The organism is Psychromicrobium ferritrahens (assembly GCF_043789415.1).
GTDB lineage: Bacteria > Actinomycetota > Actinomycetes > Actinomycetales > Micrococcaceae > Renibacterium.
The window spans coordinates 156,352-173,725 of the sequence record NZ_JBDLLW010000004.1; the positions used below are offsets into that span (position 1 = coordinate 156,352).

General features: G+C 64.4%; 14 protein-coding genes. 10 read left to right on the forward strand and 4 right to left on the reverse strand.

The features are described 5' to 3' along the window. Positions 1-34: 34 nt before the first annotated feature. From ABDK06_RS14430 to ABDK06_RS14445, 4 genes are read right to left on the reverse strand one after another with little or no spacing between them, the layout of a single operon-like run. Positions 35-1,399 carry a M1 family metallopeptidase gene (locus ABDK06_RS14430; RefSeq protein ID WP_394942254.1) on the reverse strand — a complete coding sequence of 455 codons (1,365 nt, stop codon included), beginning with the start codon at positions 1,397-1,399 and terminating at the stop codon, positions 35-37. Then, entirely contained in the window at positions 1,399-5,406 is a 4,008-nt protein-coding gene (locus tag ABDK06_RS14435; protein ID WP_394942256.1) for a Pls/PosA family non-ribosomal peptide synthetase, read from the reverse strand. Before ABDK06_RS14435 ends, ABDK06_RS14430 begins: the two co-directional genes overlap by 1 nt. A gap of 10 nt (positions 5,407-5,416) precedes the next feature. Then, the gene (locus ABDK06_RS14440; protein ID WP_394942258.1) at positions 5,417-6,397 is read right to left on the reverse strand and encodes a quinone oxidoreductase family protein; all 981 of its coding nucleotides are present in this window, start codon (positions 6,395-6,397) and stop codon (positions 5,417-5,419) included. Positions 6,398-6,450: 53 nt separating this feature from the next. After that, on the reverse strand, positions 6,451-6,951 hold the full coding sequence (locus ABDK06_RS14445; protein ID WP_394942260.1) for an SRPBCC family protein: 501 nt from the start codon (positions 6,949-6,951) through the stop codon (positions 6,451-6,453). Positions 6,952-7,002: 51 nt separating this feature from the next. Between ABDK06_RS14445 and argC the strand changes: the two genes are divergently transcribed. From argC to ABDK06_RS14495, 10 genes are all read left to right on the forward strand, one after another. Continuing rightward, on the forward strand, positions 7,003-8,064 hold the full coding sequence (argC, locus tag ABDK06_RS14450) for an N-acetyl-gamma-glutamyl-phosphate reductase (RefSeq protein ID WP_394942262.1): 1,062 nt from the start codon (positions 7,003-7,005) through the stop codon (positions 8,062-8,064). Continuing rightward, entirely contained in the window at positions 8,061-9,266 is a 1,206-nt protein-coding gene (argJ, locus tag ABDK06_RS14455) for a bifunctional glutamate N-acetyltransferase/amino-acid acetyltransferase ArgJ (protein WP_394942264.1), read from the forward strand. Before argC ends, argJ begins: the two co-directional genes overlap by 4 nt. A gap of 65 nt (positions 9,267-9,331) precedes the next feature. Next, a complete protein-coding gene (argB, locus tag ABDK06_RS14460; protein WP_394942266.1) occupies positions 9,332-10,228 on the forward strand; it encodes an acetylglutamate kinase in 897 nt (298 codons plus the stop codon). Further along, a complete protein-coding gene (locus ABDK06_RS14465) occupies positions 10,225-11,583 on the forward strand; it encodes an acetylornithine transaminase (RefSeq protein ID WP_394942268.1) in 1,359 nt (452 codons plus the stop codon). Before argB ends, ABDK06_RS14465 begins: the two co-directional genes overlap by 4 nt. Beyond that, positions 11,580-12,515: an ornithine carbamoyltransferase gene (gene argF, locus ABDK06_RS14470; RefSeq protein ID WP_394942270.1), complete on the forward strand. Its 936-nt coding sequence runs from the start codon at positions 11,580-11,582 to the stop codon at positions 12,513-12,515. The genes ABDK06_RS14465 and argF overlap by 4 nt, the downstream gene beginning before the upstream one ends. A 20-nt stretch (positions 12,516-12,535) precedes the next feature. Next, the gene (locus ABDK06_RS14475) at positions 12,536-13,081 is read left to right on the forward strand and encodes an arginine repressor (protein ID WP_394942332.1); all 546 of its coding nucleotides are present in this window, start codon (positions 12,536-12,538) and stop codon (positions 13,079-13,081) included. Positions 13,082-13,115: 34 nt separating this feature from the next. Then, on the forward strand, positions 13,116-14,333 hold the full coding sequence (locus ABDK06_RS14480; RefSeq protein ID WP_394942272.1) for an argininosuccinate synthase: 1,218 nt from the start codon (positions 13,116-13,118) through the stop codon (positions 14,331-14,333). Then, on the forward strand, positions 14,330-15,811 hold the full coding sequence (gene argH / locus ABDK06_RS14485; protein WP_394942274.1) for an argininosuccinate lyase: 1,482 nt from the start codon (positions 14,330-14,332) through the stop codon (positions 15,809-15,811). The genes ABDK06_RS14480 and argH overlap by 4 nt, the downstream gene beginning before the upstream one ends. A gap of 129 nt (positions 15,812-15,940) precedes the next feature. Beyond that, the gene (locus ABDK06_RS14490) at positions 15,941-16,504 is read left to right on the forward strand and encodes a pyridoxine/pyridoxamine 5'-phosphate oxidase (protein WP_394942276.1); all 564 of its coding nucleotides are present in this window, start codon (positions 15,941-15,943) and stop codon (positions 16,502-16,504) included. Between the two features lie 100 nt (positions 16,505-16,604). Beyond that, positions 16,605-17,354: a maleylpyruvate isomerase family mycothiol-dependent enzyme gene (locus ABDK06_RS14495; RefSeq protein ID WP_394942278.1), complete on the forward strand. Its 750-nt coding sequence runs from the start codon at positions 16,605-16,607 to the stop codon at positions 17,352-17,354. Positions 17,355-17,374: the final 20 nt, after the last annotated feature.

Consider the following 17,374-nt stretch of genomic DNA (forward strand, 5'->3'; position numbering starts at 1 on the left):
CGGGCTAGCTCAGATCGGGCTAGCTCAGATCGGGCTAGCTCAGATCGGGCAGTTCCGCGCGGTAGAGCCAGGGCTCCAGGACCTGGGCCGCCTGGCAGCCGGGGACGAGTTCTTCGGCGAGTGCCACCAGATCCGAGGTCCGCACCGAAGCATGCCGGAAGCGTGAGGTCCACTCCCGGATAAAGGGCAGGAACTGATCTTCACCCACCGCGCCGCGCAGCGCGTGTAGCGCTAGCGCTCCGCGTTTGTAGACCCGGTCGTCGAACATCAACTCAGGCCCGGGAGCACCGATCAGCAGGTCCTGAGGTTGCTGGGCGAGCATGCGATGCGCTGCGCGGGCCCGGTCGGCGATCGACATGGTGCCGGAAACCTCCGACCAGATCCATTCGGCGTAGCAGGCGAAGCCCTCGTGCAGCCAAATGTCTTCCCAGCGGCTGAGCGTCAGGGAATTCCCGAACCACTGGTGCGAGAGCTCATGAGCGATCAAACGCTGGGATTCCCAGCTGCGATCGAGGTGATTCCGTCCGATGATGGACAGGGACTGCGCTTCCAAAGGGATCTCCAGCGAGTCCTCGGTGACCACCACGGTATAGCCAGCGAAAGGGTAAGGGCCGAAGCAATACTCAAAGGTGTCCATCATGGCGCGTTGCTTAGAGAGTCCGCGCAACGCCACTGAGCGCAGCCGTGCCGGGACGGCGAGCGCCAACGGGACAACCTGGGCAGTCGCTTCGGGCTGCTCCAAACGGTGCACGCCCCGGGCTTGTTCCTCCAGGCCCAGCAGCTCGTAGCGGCCGATCTGCACGGTGGCCAGGTACGTCGCCATCGGCTCGGGCTGTTCATAGACCCAGGTCTCCCGGCTGGACTTCGTGGTGCGCGCAACGAGAGTGCCATTGCAGACCGGGCGATAGTTCGCATCGGTGCTGATCGAGATCCGGAAGCTCGCCTTCTGGCTTGGATGGTCGTTGCAGGGGAACCAGCTCGGTGCGCCGGTGGGCTGCCCCGCGACCAGGACGCCGTCGTCGAGTTCTTCCCAGCCGACGTCGCCCCAGAGACCGACCGAAGGCCCCGGATTGCCCTCGTAGCGGATCTCCGCGGTGAACTTCTTGTCCTTGCTCATCGGCTCGCTCAGACTGATCAGCAATTGCTCATTCCGCTGTGCGTACTTGGCGATCTTGACGGCTTTGCCGGCGCTTTTGACCGAAACCTTCCCGACCTTGAGCCCCGCTAAGCTGAACACCAAGGATCTGACCTTGGCGGTGGTCACCCCGGAGACGGTCGCTTTGCCGATCAGCCGATTGCTCGCCAGTCGGCAGTCGAGTTCCAAATCGTAGTGAACGACTCGGAAATCGGCGCTGCCATGACCAGGGGTGTACGGGTCGAGCGTCTCTACAGCATTCATCAACTCTGCGTGGATCCAATCTTGGGGGCTGGGTCGGTCGCTGCGCTGCGTTGCGCGTGTTCTTTGGTGCTCGGCCCCTTCCAGGGACTGACCGGATTTCCCATCCAGTAGCTTCCGGCGGGCACTGTTTCACCGCGCATCACGAGTGACGCCGGGCCAACGGTACCGCCTCGGGCGATGCTGGCCGCCGGCAAGATCACGCCGTGCGGCCCCATCGTGGCACCGTCTTCCAGCGTAACGGTGTCTAGCGCCATGATCCGGTCATGGAAGAGGTGAGTCTGTACTACGCAGCCGCGATTCACCGTGGAGCTCTCGCCCAGAGTGACCAGATCAGCCTCGGGCAACCAATAGGATTCGCACCAGGTGCCGTGGCCGATCTTGGCGCCCAGAGCACGCAGCCACCAGACCAGGGCGGGGGTACCGCTGGCTGCCCTGGCGAACCAGGGGGCCGCCACCAATTCCACGAAGGTGTCCACCACTTCGTTCCGCCAGATAAAGGAACTCCACAAAGGGTGCTCTCCGGTTCTGATCCTGCCGACCAGAACCCATTTAGCCACCACGGCGCTGCCCGCAGCGACCGCTCCGGCCAGCATAATCACCACGCCGCTGAGCAGCGCGGCCACCAGATAGCCCCAGCCGAAGAAGTTCAGGGTGCTGGCCAGCCAGTCGAAAGCGGTGAGCACGCTCAGTGCAATCAAAACGGTCAGCACGGTGGGTACGAAGCGGCAGACCTCCCAGAGCGCCCGAGCCAGCTTGAGCTTGCGCGGCGGTTCGAAGGTCCGTGACGCATCCGAATCCTGAGCCACCCGGCGCAAGCGAACCGGTGGGGAACCGAGCCAGGAGGTGCCTGATTTGGCTTTGGCGGGAGTCGCTGAGAGCACCGCCACCAGGGAGTTCTTCGGCACCGAGCGGCCAGCCGCCGTCATTCCCGAGTTGCCCAGGAAAGCGCGTTTGCCGACCTTGGCCGGGGCGATATGCACGAAGCCGCCGCCCAGTTCGTAGGAGGCGACCATGGTGTCATCGGCGAGAAAAGCACCGTCGCCCACCGTGGTCATCGAAGGCAGCAGGAGCACCGTTGAGGCTTCCACGTTCTTACCGATTTTGGCCCCGAGCAGTCTGAGCCAGACCGGGGTGAACAAGGAGGCATAGATCGGGAAGAGCAGATCCCGAGCCAGATCCAGCACCCTCTCGGTGGCCCAGACCTGCCAGCCGATCCGGCCTCGCACCGGATGGAAGCCTTCGCGCACACCGATGCTGAGCAGTCGCACGGTGAGCAACACCAGCAGCATCAGGGTGAGGAACCAGATCAAGGTCGCCAGCGGTGCGAGGAACAGCAGACGAAGGTAGATCTCCGACAGCGAACCTGAGCCGGCCAGGCGCAGCGCCACGAATGCCGCAAAGGCGGCCGCGAGGAACGGGATCAGGGCCAGCACCGTGGAGGCCACCGCGTAGATGCCCAGCCAGAGCCGGGCACTGCGTTGCGGTGCGCTGGGCCAGTCCTGATGAGCTTTGCCGACTCGCTCCGCGGGGGAACCGGAGAACTGCTGGCCAGCCTTGACCTTGCCGAGCACCGCCGAACCGGCCGCCACTTGAGCGCCCCTGCCCACCCGGCTGCCGGGCATCAGGGTGCTCCTGGCGCCCACGGTGGCGTGCGCACCGACCGAGATGGAGCCGATATGCACGTTATCGCCGTCGATCCACCAGCCGGAGAGATCGACCTCGGGCTCAATGGAACAGCCCTCACCCAGGCTGAGCAGTCCGGTCACCGGCGGCACCGAGTGCAGGCTCACGTCTTTGCCGATCTTCGCACCCAGCGCGCGGGCATAGTAGGTCACCCAGGGGGCGCTGGCGAGGGAGATGGCCTGCGCCAGATCGGCGATCTGCTCGGCCAGCCAGAGTCTGAGATGCACCTTGCCGCTGCGCGGGTAGACGCCGGGAGCGATGCCTTTGAGCAGCACTCTGGCGGCCAGCACCGAAATCGCCATCCGGCCCCAGGGGCTGACGAAAATCGCCCAGCTGATCAGCACCCACCACCAGCTGATGCTGGGCTGCTGCCAGTTGATCACATTGTTGAGGATCATCAGGTAGGTCAGCCAGCGCATGCCGACCAGGATGTGCAGCGGGATGCCCATCAGGGTTTGGAAGATCTGGGATTTACGGGCGGTGCGCTTCACCTCGCGCACGACGGCGGGTTCCCCGGCCTCGTACTCGGGCACGCTCTGCCGGGCCAAGTCGATCAAGGCCCCGATCCGCGGATGGGCATAGATATCAGCCACCGTGATGGTCGGATAGTGGGCTCGTAGCGCGGAGACCAGTTGGGCCGCCGCCAGCGAACCACCGCCCTGGGCGAAGAAATCGGAGTCCAGGCTGTTCGAGGAACCACCCAGTACGGCGTTCCACTGGTCGAGGATCCACTGTTCGTCGGGAGCCAGGTTGAGTGCTTCGGCGGAGTCGCCATCACCCGGTTGAGCGCTGCCGGGCAGCGGCCACGGCAGGGCCGCCCGATCTACTTTGCCGCTGGTTTTACTGGGCAGCGTATCGGTCACGGCGAGCAGCGGAATCAACGGCGCGGGCAGTTCCTCGCTGAGCGCGCTGCGGAAAGCCGCCAGGTCTGGGGACTTCGACTCAGCGGTCTCGGCGCCCTCGGCCAGCACCAGATAACCGACCAGGATCTGGTTGCCTCCCGCTGTGGTCTTCACCGCGGCGGCCGCTCCGGCGACGCCGGGCAGACCTTGCAGGGCGGCGTCGATCTCGCCCAGTTCGATGCGCCGCCCGCCGAGTTTGACCTGCTCGTCGGCGCGGCCCATGAAGACCAGGCCCTCCGGCTCGTAGCGCACCAGATCACCGCTGCGGTAGGCCCGCTCCCAGCCCAGCGATGGCATCGGAGCATATTTTTCGGCGTCCTTGGCGGGGTCGAGATAACGGGCCAGGCCGACGCCGCCGATGATCAGTTCGCCGATTTCGCCTTCCGCGACGGGGAGGCCGTCGGGGCCGACGATGGCGAGATCCCAGCCGTCCAGCGGCAAGCCGATGCGCACCGGGGGAGTGCCGGTCAAGGGCGCGGCGCAAGCTACCACTGTCGCCTCGGTCGGCCCGTAAGTGTTCCAGACTTCGCGGTCTGCCACGGCGAGCCGTTCGGCCAGTTCCGGCGGGCAGGCTTCGCCGCCGAAGATCAGCAGTCTGACATTCTCCAGGGCATCCACCGGCCACAGCGCGGCGAGGGTGGGAACCGTGGAGACCACGGTGATGCCCTGAGAGATCAGCCACGGTCCGAGGTCCATGCCGGTTCGCACCAGCGAACGAGGGGCCGGGACCAGGCAGGCGCCGTGCCGCCAGGCGAGCCACATCTCTTCGCAGGAGGCATCGAAGGCCACCGAAAGCCCGGCGAGTACTCGGTCGTTGCTGCCGATCGGCCCGCCAGCGGCCTTTCCGGAGGTCTCGGACTGCAAGAAAAGCCGGGCCTCGGCGTCGACGAAGGCCGCTGAGGCCCGGTGTGTCACCGCCACGCCTTTGGGGGTGCCGGTGGAACCGGAGGTGAAGATCACCCAGGAGTCATCGTCCAGGGTAGGGGTGCGCGGATGTGGGAAGGGCGTCGGCCGGTCTTTGCCGACGATAATGTGCTCTTCGCCGGGTTTCGCGGCGTGCAGAATGCCAGCTACCCTGGCTTCGCTGAACACTAGCTTCGCCCGCTCATCGGGATCATCGGCGTCCACCGGAACATAGGCGGCGCCGATCATCAGCACCGAGAGGATCGCGATATAGAGTTCCGCGGTACCCGAAGGAATCCGGACGCCGATCTTATCTCCCGCGCCGAGCCCCGCGAGGTGCAGCGACTGGGCATAGCTCTTGATCTCCCGAAGCAATTCGGCGTAGCTCAGTGAACGGCTGCCGTCGTCGAGCGCAGAGGCATCTGGATAAGTTTCCGCCGTGCTGGTCAGAATATCGATCAGGGTGCGCGCGGGCGGGGTGTTCTGCGTGCCCGGAAGCTGCGGTAGGTGGTGGCTCATCGTTCAGAACTCATGGCAGTAGCAACAGCTTTCCGGTGGTTTTGCGGGCTTGCAGGTCACGGTGTGCCTGGGCTGCTTCGGCCAGTGGGTAACGACCGCCGATCCGAACGTTGAGCGAACCGTTCGTTACGGCGTCGAAGATCTCGGAAGAGCGCCAGCGTCGTTCCTCCGCGGTGAGGGTGTGATGCGCCAGCGTGGGGCGGGTCAGGAATAAGGAACCGCCCGCATTGAGCCGCATCGGATCGACGGGCGGAACCGCTCCGCTAGCGCCTCCATAGAGTACCAGGCTGCCACGAATGGCCAGCGAAGCGAGAGAGCCGTCGAAGGTGTCCTTGCCGACGCCGTCGAGCACGGCTTCCACTCCGCGGCCAGCGGTGATCTCACGGACTTTTTCCGCAAAACCTCGACCAGATTCGTCGTGGTAACGCAGCACATAGTCAGCCCCGGAGGCTTTGGCTAAGGCTTCCTTCTCGTCGGTGGAGACCGTGGTGATCACGGTGGCCCCCTTGGCCTTGAGCAGCTGAGTCAATAGCAGCCCGACACCGCCCGCCCCCGCGTGGGTCAAGATGGTGTGCCCGGCTTCGACTTTGAAGGAGGAGTTGATTAGGTAGTGCGCGGTCATGCCCTGCAAGGGCAGCGCCGCGGCGATTTCGAGGTCGAGGCCTTCGGGTACCGGGAGCGCCTTCGAGGCCTCGATCAGGGTGTATTCAGCGTAAGAGCGCTGCCCCTCAGCGGTGGCCACCCGGTCGCCCGGAGCGAAATCCGTGACGCCTTCCCCGATCTCCTCCACGACGCCGGCGGATTCGGCTCCCGGGGTGAAGGGCAGCGGCACCTGGTAGCGGCCTTCGCGTTGGTAGGTCTCAATAAAATTGACTCCGGCGGCGGCTACTTTGACCAGCAGCTGACCGGGGCCGGGCACCGGTTTCTCAGTCTCGGAAAGCTGTAGGACTTCCGGCCCGCCCAGGGTCTGCGCGACGATTGCTTGGCTCATAGCTCAATGCTAATCGGAGCCTGGCTACGCGCTGTGTTGTGCATGATGCGCGTTCAGCTTTTTTCGGGGTGGCTTTGCAACCAGTTCCGGAACCTTCTTTCGCCGTCTTGGAGCACTCTGCGGTGCGCCCAGCGGTACAGTGGCGCGAGCACCGGGGCGAAAAAGTTCATCCAGGGTTTGGTTGTTCGTACCAGCCAATTAATCTGCAAGGTACTGCTCTGCGGAGTGCCGGGATCTTGGGTGCCGGGATCATCCTGGAAGATCGCCTCGCCGCGGCCCTCCAGATCGCCGGTAGCGGTGACCGCCAGAAATCGCTGCGGTGTGACTCGGAGAATTCTGAGTTGCAGGCGCAGTTGGTATCCCAGAGGGCTGCGGACTTTCAGCTCAAGTTCCTCGCCTTCGAGGAGCGGCCTGCTTTTAATGGATACACCGCTCAAGGCAGGCCACCAGTGCTGCCAGCTACGACGTTCCAGTAGTTCCTGCCAGCAGCGCTCCTTCGAGGCGGGAAGCCGCCAGAGGGTCTGAAAGTCGTAAGGCCGCTCACCGCGCTGCATAAATATTTACCCTAATGTATATTTGCAAGGAATATGGGTTAGGATCGACACATGACAATTTCAGTTGCCGTCTCCGGCGCTAGCGGATACGCCGGAGGTGAGTTGCTCCGGCTGCTCGCCACCCATCCGCAGATCACCATCGGTGCGATCACCGCGCACAGCAACGCTGGTTCCAGACTAGGCGAGCTGCAGCCGCATTTACACACTTTGAGCGACCGTTTGCTGGAAGAGACCACGGTGGCCAACCTGGCTGGGCACGATGTGGTGTTCCTGGCTCTGCCGCACGGGGCTTCTGCGGAGATCGCTGCGCAGTTGCCGCAATCGACCCTGGTGATCGACGCGGGAGCGGACCACCGGCTGGAAGATCCGGCGGCGTGGAGTGCCTTTTACGGTTCCGAGCACGCCGGAACCTGGCCCTACGGCCTGCCGGAATTACCGGGCCAGCGGGAAAAGCTCAGGGGCAGCCAGCGCATCGCGGTGCCCGGCTGTTACCCGACCAGTGCGCTGCTCGCGTTGGCCCCGGGCTTCGGTGCGGCGGCGCTGCTTCCGGACGACGTCGTGATCGTCTCGGCCTCGGGCACCTCCGGTGCGGGAAAAGCGCTGAAAACCAATCTGCTGGGCTCGGAGGTGATCGGTTCGATGACTCCCTACGGAGTGGGCGGAGTGCATCGGCACACCCCCGAGATCGAGCAGGGACTCAGCCAGGTAGCAGGCGAACAGGTCACCGTGTCCTTCACCCCGACGCTGGCTCCGATGAGCCGTGGCATCCTGACCACGGCGACCGCCAAAATCGCGCCGCAGCTGCTTGAATCCCTTGTGGCGAAGCAAACTAAGCCGGGGGAGTACCTGCGGCAGATCTGGGCGGAGGCCTATCAGGACGAGCCGTTCATTCACCTCTTGCCGGAAGGCCAGTGGCCTGCCACGCAGAGCGTGCTCGGTTCGAACCACGTCGCCCTGCAAGTGGCTTTCGACGAGCGGACCGGGCGGGTCGTGGTGTGCTCGGTGATCGACAACCTGACCAAAGGCACCGCCGGTGGTGCCGTGCAGTCAATGAACATCGCCCTGGGGCTGGAAGAATCCCAGGGCCTGGCACAGCTGGGAGTGGCACCATGAGCAATGTCCCCGCAGGAGTAACCGCGGCTTCGGGGTTCCGGGCCGCCGGGGTGACCGCTGGATTGAAGGCCTCGGGCAAGCAGGACGTCGCGGTGGTGGTCAACGATGGACCGCTGAAGAACGCCGCGGCGGTTTTCACCAGCAATCGGGTGGCTGCCGCCCCGGTGCACTGGTCCCGGCGAGTGGTCGGCGACGGACGGGCGGATGCGGTGGTGCTCAACTCGGGCGGTGCCAATGCCTGCACCGGGCCGCAGGGGTTCCAGAACACGCACAGCACCGCGGAGAAGCTCGCTGAACTGCTTGGTGTCTCGGCGGCCGATGTGCTGGTCTGCTCCACCGGCCTGATCGGCGAGCAGCTGCCGATGGACAAGCTGCTGCCCGGCGTCGCCGATGCGGTGCGACAGCTCGCAGCGGACGGCGGGGCAGCCGCCGCCCACGCGATCATGACCACCGACACGGTGCCCAAGCAGGCGGTGCGCAGCGGTCACAATAAGAGCGACCACAGCGAGAACGGCCAGGCCTGGACCGTCGGCGGGATGGCCAAAGGCGCCGGTATGCTGGCGCCAGCACTCGCCACTATGCTCGTGGTGATCACCACCGACGCGGCGCTCGAATCGGAGACTCTGGACCGTGCGCTGCGCGAAGCCTGCCGGCTGAGCTTCGACCGGGCCGACTCGGACGGCTGCATGTCCACCAATGACACGGTGATCCTGATGTCCTCGGGAGCCAGCGGAGTCACCCCCGGAGAAGCCGAGTTCCAGAGCGCACTGACCGCTCTGTGCCAGGACTTGGCCCGGCAGCTGATCGGCGACGCCGAAGGCGCCAGCCACGATATCGCGATCCGCACCCACAACGCGGCGAGCGAGGAAGAAGCCGTGCTGGTCTCCAAAGCGGTGGCCCGCTCGAACCTCTTCAAAGCCGCGATCTTCGGCCAGGACCCCAACTGGGGCAGGGTGCTCTCCGCGGTGGGCACGCTCCCGGAGTCCCAGGTGGCTTTCGACCCGGATCAGCTCGACGTCCGGATGAACGGGGTGCAGATCTGCCGGAACGGCGGCATCGGCGATCCCCGCGAACTCGTGGATCTCTCGGCGCGGGAAGTCCATGTGGAGATCGACCTCAAAGCGGGCCAGGCTGAGGCCACCGTCTGGACCAACGACCTGACCCACGACTATGTCCATGAAAACAGCGCCTACTCTTCCTGAACGGCGGACAATGAGCGCGCTCTGAACCAGCTTTTGAATCACTCTTTTGAATCACTGAGGACCTGATGAGCACACAACAAGCGCAGGACAAGGCAGCCATCCTGGTTGAGGCGCTGCCCTGGATCCAGCACTTCGCCGGCACCGTGGCGGTGGTGAAATACGGCGGTAATGCGATGATCAGCGAGGAACTCCGGCGCGCCTTCGCTGAGGACATGGTGTTCCTGCACCACGTCGGCATCAAGCCCGTGGTGGTGCACGGCGGTGGCCCGCAGATCAACGCGATGCTGAGTAAGCTCGGCATCGAATCCGAGTTCAAATCCGGGCTCCGGGTGACCACCCCGGAGGCGATGGACGTGGTCAGGATGGTGCTCACCGGGCAGGTGGGGCGTGAGCTGGTCGGCCTGATCAACGCCCACGGACCCTACGCCGTCGGGTTATCCGGTGAGGACGGCGCACTGCTGCAAGCGCGCAAGACCTCTCAAGATCTGGGCCAGGTGGGCGAGGTGGTCGGGGTCAACCCCGGAGCGATTCTGGACCTTCTGGACGCCGGAAGGATCCCGGTGATCTCCACCATCGCCCCCGAAGTGGGGGACGCCTCCAGCGTGCTCAATGTCAACGCCGATACCGCTGCGGCGGCGCTCGCTGTGGCCCTGCACGCCTCCCGATTGGTGATCCTGACCGACGTCGAAGGCCTCTACCGGAACTGGCCGGAGAAGGATTCGTTGATCAGCGCGCTGAGCGTGAGCGAACTGCGGGAGCTATTGCCCAGCCTGGCCTCGGGAATGATCCCCAAGATGGAAGCCTGTCTCAAAGCCGTCGAGGGCGGTGTGCAGAGCGCCTCCGTGGTGGACGGCCGCAGCCCGCACTCCATGCTGCTGGAGATTTTCACCGCGGCTGGAAACGGCACCCAGGTCTTCCCCGACGCCATAGATCTGAACAACGAAGCAGGGGAGAAATTGTGAGTACTGAAATTGCAGCCGGTCAGCCGGAGCTCTCCGAATTGGTGCACGCCTCGAGCGGAGCGCAGTGGCTGGCCCGTTATCAGCGTTCTATGCTCGGCGTCTTCGGCACTCCGCAGCGGGTGCTGGTGCGCGGCGCCGGGGCGCTGGTCTGGGACGCCGACGGCAAGGAGTACCTCGACCTGCTGGGTGGCATCGCGGTCAATGCGCTGGGCCATGCGCACCCCTTCGTCACCTCGGTGATCTCCAGCCAGCTGGCGACCCTGGGGCATGTCTCCAATTTCTTCGCCAGCCCTACCCAGATAGCACTCGCCGAGAAGCTGCTGGAACTCAGTCAGGCGCCGCGGGGTTCAGCGGTGTTCTTCACGAACTCCGGAGCGGAGGCGAATGAAGCGGCTTTCAAGCTCGCCCGGATGTTCGGCAATGGCTCTGGGGGCGGAGTAGCGCGCAAGCCGAGGATCCTCGCGCTGGAGGGAGCTTTCCATGGCCGGACCATGGGAGCTCTGGCGCTCACCGCCAAGGAGGCGTACCGCAAGCCCTTTGAACCACTGCCTGGCGGGGTGGAGCATCTGCCCTTCGGGGATCTGGCCGCCCTCGAAGAGGCTCTGCAGAGCGGCGATGTGGCCGCCTTGTTCCTCGAACCGATCCAGGGTGAAATCGGCGTCCGGCCCTTGCCTGAGGGCTACTTGCGCGAAGCCCGGCGGCTGACCCGGGAAGCCGGGGCCCTGCTGATCCTCGATGAGGTGCAGACAGGTATCGGAAGAACCGGTGAATGGTTTGCCTGGCCGAAGCTCAGCGGCCTGACCGGCGGGATCATCGAACCCCAGGAGCTGCCCGATGCGATCACCCTGGCCAAGGGGCTGGGCAGCGGCTTCCCGGTGGGAGCCCTGATCGCGCTGGGTGAGCAGACCGCCCGGCTCCTGGGCGCGGGTTCTCACGGCACCACCTTCGGCGGTAACCCGGTGGCCACCGCAGCTGCTTTAGCGACGTTGCACACCATCGAATCCGGCGGACTGCTTGACCAGGTGCGCAGTCGGGGTGCTTTGCTCCGGAGGAACTTGGCCGACATTGCGCATATTACTGAGGTACGCGGCAGCGGACTGCTGATCGGCTTTGATCTCGATACCCCAATTGCAGCCCAGATGGTGCTTGCCGCCCTGGAACTCGGCTTCATCATTAATAGCCCTGGGCCCAGCACGATCCGCTTGGCCCCGCCGTTGATCCTCAGCCAAGAACAAGCGGATAGTTTTATTGCGGCGCTGCCGAAGATCATTGACCTTGCGCTGAACTCAGACAAGCCGAATCCGAGCGCTACCAACTCAGAAAAATCAACCCCAGCAGAGAGCGAAGCGAAATGACCCGGCACTTCCTGGTAGACACCGATTTGAGCCCGGAAGAACAGGGCGAAGTACTCGATCTTGCCTTGCAACTCAAGCGCAACCCGTATTTGTGGCAGCCTTATGCCGGTGAGGGGGCAGCGCGCAAAACTGTCGCGGTGATCTTCGATAAGACCTCCACCCGGACCAGGGTCTCCTTCGCCACCGGAATCGCCGAGATGGGCGGCGCACCGTTGGTGATCAATCCAGGAGAGTCGCAACTGGGCCACAAGGAATCCATCGCGGACACCACGAAGGTGCTGGAGCGCATGGTCTCCACCATCGTCTGGCGGACCTTCGCGCAGTCCGGACTCGAGGAGATGGCAGCGAATTCCAAGGTCCCGGTGATCAATGCGCTCTCCGACGATTACCACCCCTGCCAGCTGCTCGCCGATCTGCTCACCGTCAAGGAACACAAGGGCGATCTCAAGGGCCTCACCCTGAGCTATTTCGGCGACGGCGCGAATAATATGGCGAATTCCTACCTCTTGGCCGGAGTGACCGCGGGCATGCACGTCCGCATCGCCGCCCCAGAGGACTACCAGCCGGCGGCTTCAGTGGTCCGCGATGCCGAGGCCAGGGCCGAGGAAACCGGAGGTTCAGTGCTGGTGACGAGCGATGTCCGGCTCGCCGCGTCCGGAGCCGATGTGCTGGCCACCGACACCTGGGTCTCGATGGGGCAGGAAGAGGAGAAAACTGATAGGTCGGAGATCTTCAAGCCCTACAGCTTGGATGCGGCTGCTCTGGAACTCGCCGCCCCCGGAGCGATCGTGCTGCACTGCCTGCCTGCTTATCGGGGGTATGAAATCGCCGCCGAGGTGATCGATGGACCGCAATCGGTGGTCTGGGATGAGGCTGAGAACCGGTTGCACGCCCAGAAGGCACTGATGGCGTGGCTGATGGAACGATCGTGAGCCCCGAGTTCAAAGCGTCGGTGGGAAGCCCGGCCGTGCAAGGTGGAAGCTCGGTGCTGCCATTGATTCCGGCCACCAAGACAGCTCGCCAGGCGCGGATCGCTGGCTTGCTGACTACTCAGCAAGTGCGCTCCCAAGCCGAGCTTGCGGCACTCCTGGTTGAGGACGGCGTCCAAGTCACCCAGGCCACGCTGTCCCGTGACCTCGTCGAGCTGGGCGCGGTCCGAGTGCGCGGGGAAGGTGGCCTGGTCTACGCGGTGCCGCAGGCCGGCGTCGACCGCACGCCGCACGCCGCCATCTCGAAGGAGTACCTGGACGCCCGGCTGACCAGGCTGTGCGCCGAATTGCTGGTCACCGCCGAGGCCTCAGCGAATCTGGTGGTGCTGAAGACTCCGCCCGGGGCGGCGAATTTCCTGGCGATGGCCATCGATCACTCGGTTTTACCCGATATTCTGGGCACCATCGCCGGGGACGACACGGTGCTGGTGATCTCGCGTGACCCGCTCGGCGGGCCCGGCATCGCCGACCGATTCCTGCAATTCGCCCAAGATCCTTCACATTCTTAGATATCTTTAGCTCGTTGACTCGAAAGGAACTTTCATGACTGACCGCATCGTTCTCGCCTACTCCGGCGGACTCGACACCTCAGTGGCCATTGGCTGGATCGGCGAAGCCACCGGAGCCGAGGTGATCGCGGTGGCGGTCGACGTCGGCCAGGGCGGCGAGTCGCTGGAAACCGTGCGGCAGCGTGCCCTCGGCTGTGGGGCAGTGGAGGCCTATGTCGCCGATGCCCGCGATGAATTCGCCAATGAATACTGCGTGCCGACCTTGAAAGCGAACGCGCTGTACCAGGGGCACTACCCTTTGGTCTCGGCGATATCACGGCCGGTGATCGTCAAGCACCTGGTCAAGGCGGCCCGCGAGTTCGGCGCCACCACGGTGGCGCACGGTTGCACCGGTAAGGGCAACGACCAGGTGCGCTTCGAGGTCGGCATTCAGACCCTCGGCCCGGACTTGAAGTGCATCGCCCCGGTCCGTGATCTGGCGCTCACCCGGGACAAGGCGATTGAATACGCCGAACGCAACAACCTGCCGATCGAGACCACGAAGAAGAACCCCTATTCGATCGACCAGAACGTCTGGGGTCGCGCGGTGGAGACCGGCTACCTGGAGGACATCTGGAACGGGCCGACCAAGGACATCTACGACTACACCGCGACCCCGGAGTTCCCTCCGGCTCCCGACGACGTGGTGATCTCCTTCCGGTCCGGCGTGCCGGTCGCGGTGGACGGCGTCGCGCTCTCGCCGCTGCAGATCATTCAGGAGCTCAACCGGCGAGCCGGCGCCCAGGGCGTCGGCCGGATCGACGTCGTAGAAGACCGGCTGGTCGGCATTAAGAGCCGGGAGATCTACGAAGCCCCCGGGGCTATGACGCTGATCGCGGCGCATAAGCACCTGGAAGACGTCACCATCGAACGTGAGCAGGCCCGCTTCAAGGCCACCGTCGGCCAGCGCTGGTCCGAGCTGGTCTACGACGGCCAGTGGTTCTCGCCGCTCAAGCGCTCCCTGGATGTCTTCATCGAGGACACCCAGAAGTACGTCTCCGGCGATATCCGGCTCACTTTGCACGGCGGGGTCGCCCAGGTCAACGGACGGCGCAGCGACACCGGCCTTTACGACTTCAACCTGGCCACCTACGACACCGGCGACACCTTCGACCAGTCGCAGGCCAAGGGCTTCATCGAGCTGTGGGGGATGAGCGCGAAGACCGCGTCCAGCCGGGATCAGCGGCTGTCGGGTTCCGGGGAAGGCGCATGAGCTTGATTTCCGAGGCCGGACTTCACCGAGCGGGCGGGACCGGCAATCGCGGTGACGCTTCCACCGCATCGTCAACCAACCAAGGTTCGCTCTGGGGTGCACGTTTCGCTGGGGCTCCGGCGGATGCGCTGGCCGCGCTGAGCAAATCCACGCATTTCGACTGGCGGCTGGCCCGCTATGACCTGGCCGGCTCCCGGGCGCACGCCCGGGTGCTGCATCGCTCCGGGCTGCTGAACGACGTCGAACTCGAAGGCATGCTGGCCGCACTGGACCAGCTCGACGCCGATGTCAGTTCGGGGGCTTTCGTGGCCGCCGAATCCGACGAGGACGTGCACGGTGCCTTGGAACGCGGACTGATTGAGCGCGCCGGGGCGGAACTTGGTGGCAAGCTGCGGGCCGGGCGCTCCCGGAACGATCAGATCGCCACCCTGGGCCGGATGTTCCTGCGTGACCATGCCCGGTTGATCGCCCGCGGCGTGGTGGCGACCATCGACGCGCTGCTGGCCCAGGCCACCGCGCATCACGGGGTCGCGATGCCCGGGCGCACGCATCTGCAACACGCCCAGCCGGTGCTGCTCAGCCACCACCTGATGGCGCACGCCTGGGCGCTGCTGCGCGATGTGCAGCGCTTGCAGGACTGGGACCGGCGGGCCGCTGTTTCGCCCTATGGTTCGGGTGCGCTGGCCGGTTCCTCGCTCGGGCTGGACCCGAATGCGGTGGCCGCTGAACTCGGCTTCGACTCGGCGTCCTGGAACTCCATCGACGGCACCGCCTCGCGGGATGTCTTCGCGGAATTCGCTTGGATCACCGCGATGATCGGCGTGGATCTCTCCCGGGTCTCCGAGGAAGTCATTCTCTGGGCCACCAAGGAGTTCTCCTTCGTCACCCTGGACGACGCCTATTCGACCGGGTCCTCGATTATGCCGCAGAAGAAGAACCCCGACGTGGCTGAGCTGGCGCGTGGCAAAGCGGGGCGGCTGATCGGCGACCTGACCGGGCTCTTGGCAACGCTCAAGGGCCTGCCACTGGCCTACAACCGGGACCTGCAAGAGGATAAGGAACCGGTGTTCGATGCCGCGGACACCCTAGAAGTGCTGCTTCCGGCGGTTTCCGGGATGATCGCCACCCTGGAGTTCAATACCGAGCGGATGCAGGAACTGGCTCCGCTGGGCTTTGCCTTGGCCACCGATGTGGCCGAGTGGCTGGTCCGGCAGGGCGTGCCCTTCCGGGAGGCTCATGAGCTCTCCGGCGCAGCGGTGAAGCAGGCTGAATCCCGCGGGGTTGAGCTCTGGGATTTGAGCGATGAGGAGTATGCGGCGATCTCTCCGAAGTTGACGCCGGAGGTCCGTTCGGTGCTCTCCACCGAGGGGTCCTTGGCGAGCCGTAGCGCTCAAGGCGGGACCGCGCCTTCGGCGGTGCTCGAACAGCGAGCAGCTTTCGAAGCCCAGCTCGCTCCGGTCCGAGATTTCGCTGGGTAGCTCTACAGAACGGATACTCAAGACGCTGTGCTGCATGGTTCGCGGTGAACCGTGCAGCACAGCGTCTATCTCATACAGTTTGCCGCACGTGGTGCGCCGGAGTGTTTAGCCGCTTGTAGGCTACTGGTTATGACGGATCTACTGCGAGCCAGTTTGAGAGCACTTCCGGATTTCCCCGAGAAATTACCGGATTTCGATCTGGCCTCAGCGCCGGATGATCCAGAGGAGCTCTTTCTGGAGTGGCTTGAACAAGCCATCGAACAAGTGCCGCAACCACATGCCTTTTCACTTGCGACGGCGACCGACGAAGGCAGGCCCTCGTCCAGAATGCTGATCCTGAAGAATCTGGATCAGCGGGGTTGGCACTTCGCCACTTCACGCAGCAGCCGAAAAGCTACAGAGTTAGCACTCAATCCGTGGGTGGCGGGGAATTTCTTCTGGCAAGCCCTGGGACGGCAGATCAGATTCAGCGGACCGGTGACCGCGCTTTCCGCAGCAGCCAGTGCCGCAGACTGGCTGGAACGGCCGTGGTCTGACGGTCGTGACAATCCGGAGTGGCAACTCTATGCAGTTCAGCCGGTTGAGCTTGAGTTCTGGCAGGCCAGGCACGATCGAGCACATCGACGGCTCATCTACCGCCGGGATAATCCTGGAAGTGAGTGGTTCAGGATGAGGTCCGGATCAACTTCCTAACTGTGCAACTCAAGCACTGTGGTGCATGATTCACGCCGAACTGTGCGGCAGGGCGGCTGTGGGCCCCCATTTTCGGGGGCCCTGACGATAGGCTTAGGCCATGACACTCAGTGAAGGTGCTCCGCTCTTGCTCGGCATTGGCGAAATGAACGATGCCGCCTGTGCTGCCCGGCAATGGCTCGAGGATCACAGCGACGACGACATTCGGGAGCCTTCGGCTTTGCCCGGCTGGACCCGTGCTCAGGTCTACGCCCATCTGCGCGGTAACACCGACGGCGTCGCCCGCCAGATCGAATACGCCAAGCGCGGTGAGCTGATCGAGATGTACGACGGCGGTGTGGATGGCCGGAATGCGGATATCGCCCGCTACGCTGCGCTGGAAAAACCCGAGCTGCTCGCCGCTTTAGAAGAGGCTTTCGGACGCCTGGCAGCCGCCGTCGACTCCTTACAGGACTCCGACCTGAGCGCTAAGGTGAGCTACCGCAACGGCACTGTGACCGACATCCTGCAAGCGGTCTGGCGAGAATTAGTGATTCACCGCACGGATCTGCTGATCGGCTATGGTTCGCAGGATTGGTCGGTGGCTTTCTGCCATCATCTCTTCGATTTCCTAGAAGCCCGGGTTCCCGAAAAGACCCGCTTGATCTTGCAGGCTCTGGGGCAGCAGCCGGTCACCCTGAGCAATGGCAATACCTCAGGCAAGAGCTATGTGATCACCGGCCAGCTCAATGACATCGCGGCCTGGCTGGCCGGCCGCGAACCCCGCGGCCAGCTCGAAGCCTGGGCAGCCGCTGACGCCGTCGAACTGCCCAAGCTGCTGCCCTGGCCCTCGGGATCCGCCGCGAAGTAAGAGCGATGTAAGCGATCGGT

Bases quoted from the DNA above. Each gene is read 5' to 3' on its own strand.
- ABDK06_RS14430 (WP_394942254.1), bottom strand. From the start codon at position 1,399: ATGAATGCTGTAGAGACGCTCGACCCGTACACCCCTGGTCATGGCAGC.
- ABDK06_RS14435 (WP_394942256.1), bottom strand. From the start codon at position 5,406: ATGAGCCACCACCTACCGCAGCTTCCGGGCACGCAGAACACCCCGCCC.
- ABDK06_RS14440 (WP_394942258.1), bottom strand. From the start codon at position 6,397: ATGAGCCAAGCAATCGTCGCGCAGACCCTGGGCGGGCCGGAAGTCCTA.
- ABDK06_RS14445 (WP_394942260.1), bottom strand. From the start codon at position 6,951: ATGCAGCGCGGTGAGCGGCCTTACGACTTTCAGACCCTCTGGCGGCTT.
- argC (WP_394942262.1), top strand. From the start codon at position 7,003: ATGACAATTTCAGTTGCCGTCTCCGGCGCTAGCGGATACGCCGGAGGT.
- argJ (WP_394942264.1), top strand. From the start codon at position 8,061: ATGAGCAATGTCCCCGCAGGAGTAACCGCGGCTTCGGGGTTCCGGGCC.
- argB (WP_394942266.1), top strand. From the start codon at position 9,332: ATGAGCACACAACAAGCGCAGGACAAGGCAGCCATCCTGGTTGAGGCG.
- argF (WP_394942270.1), top strand. From the start codon at position 11,580: ATGACCCGGCACTTCCTGGTAGACACCGATTTGAGCCCGGAAGAACAG.
- ABDK06_RS14480 (WP_394942272.1), top strand. From the start codon at position 13,116: ATGACTGACCGCATCGTTCTCGCCTACTCCGGCGGACTCGACACCTCA.
- argH (WP_394942274.1), top strand. From the start codon at position 14,330: ATGAGCTTGATTTCCGAGGCCGGACTTCACCGAGCGGGCGGGACCGGC.
- ABDK06_RS14490 (WP_394942276.1), top strand. From the start codon at position 15,941: ATGACGGATCTACTGCGAGCCAGTTTGAGAGCACTTCCGGATTTCCCC.
- ABDK06_RS14495 (WP_394942278.1), top strand. From the start codon at position 16,605: ATGACACTCAGTGAAGGTGCTCCGCTCTTGCTCGGCATTGGCGAAATG.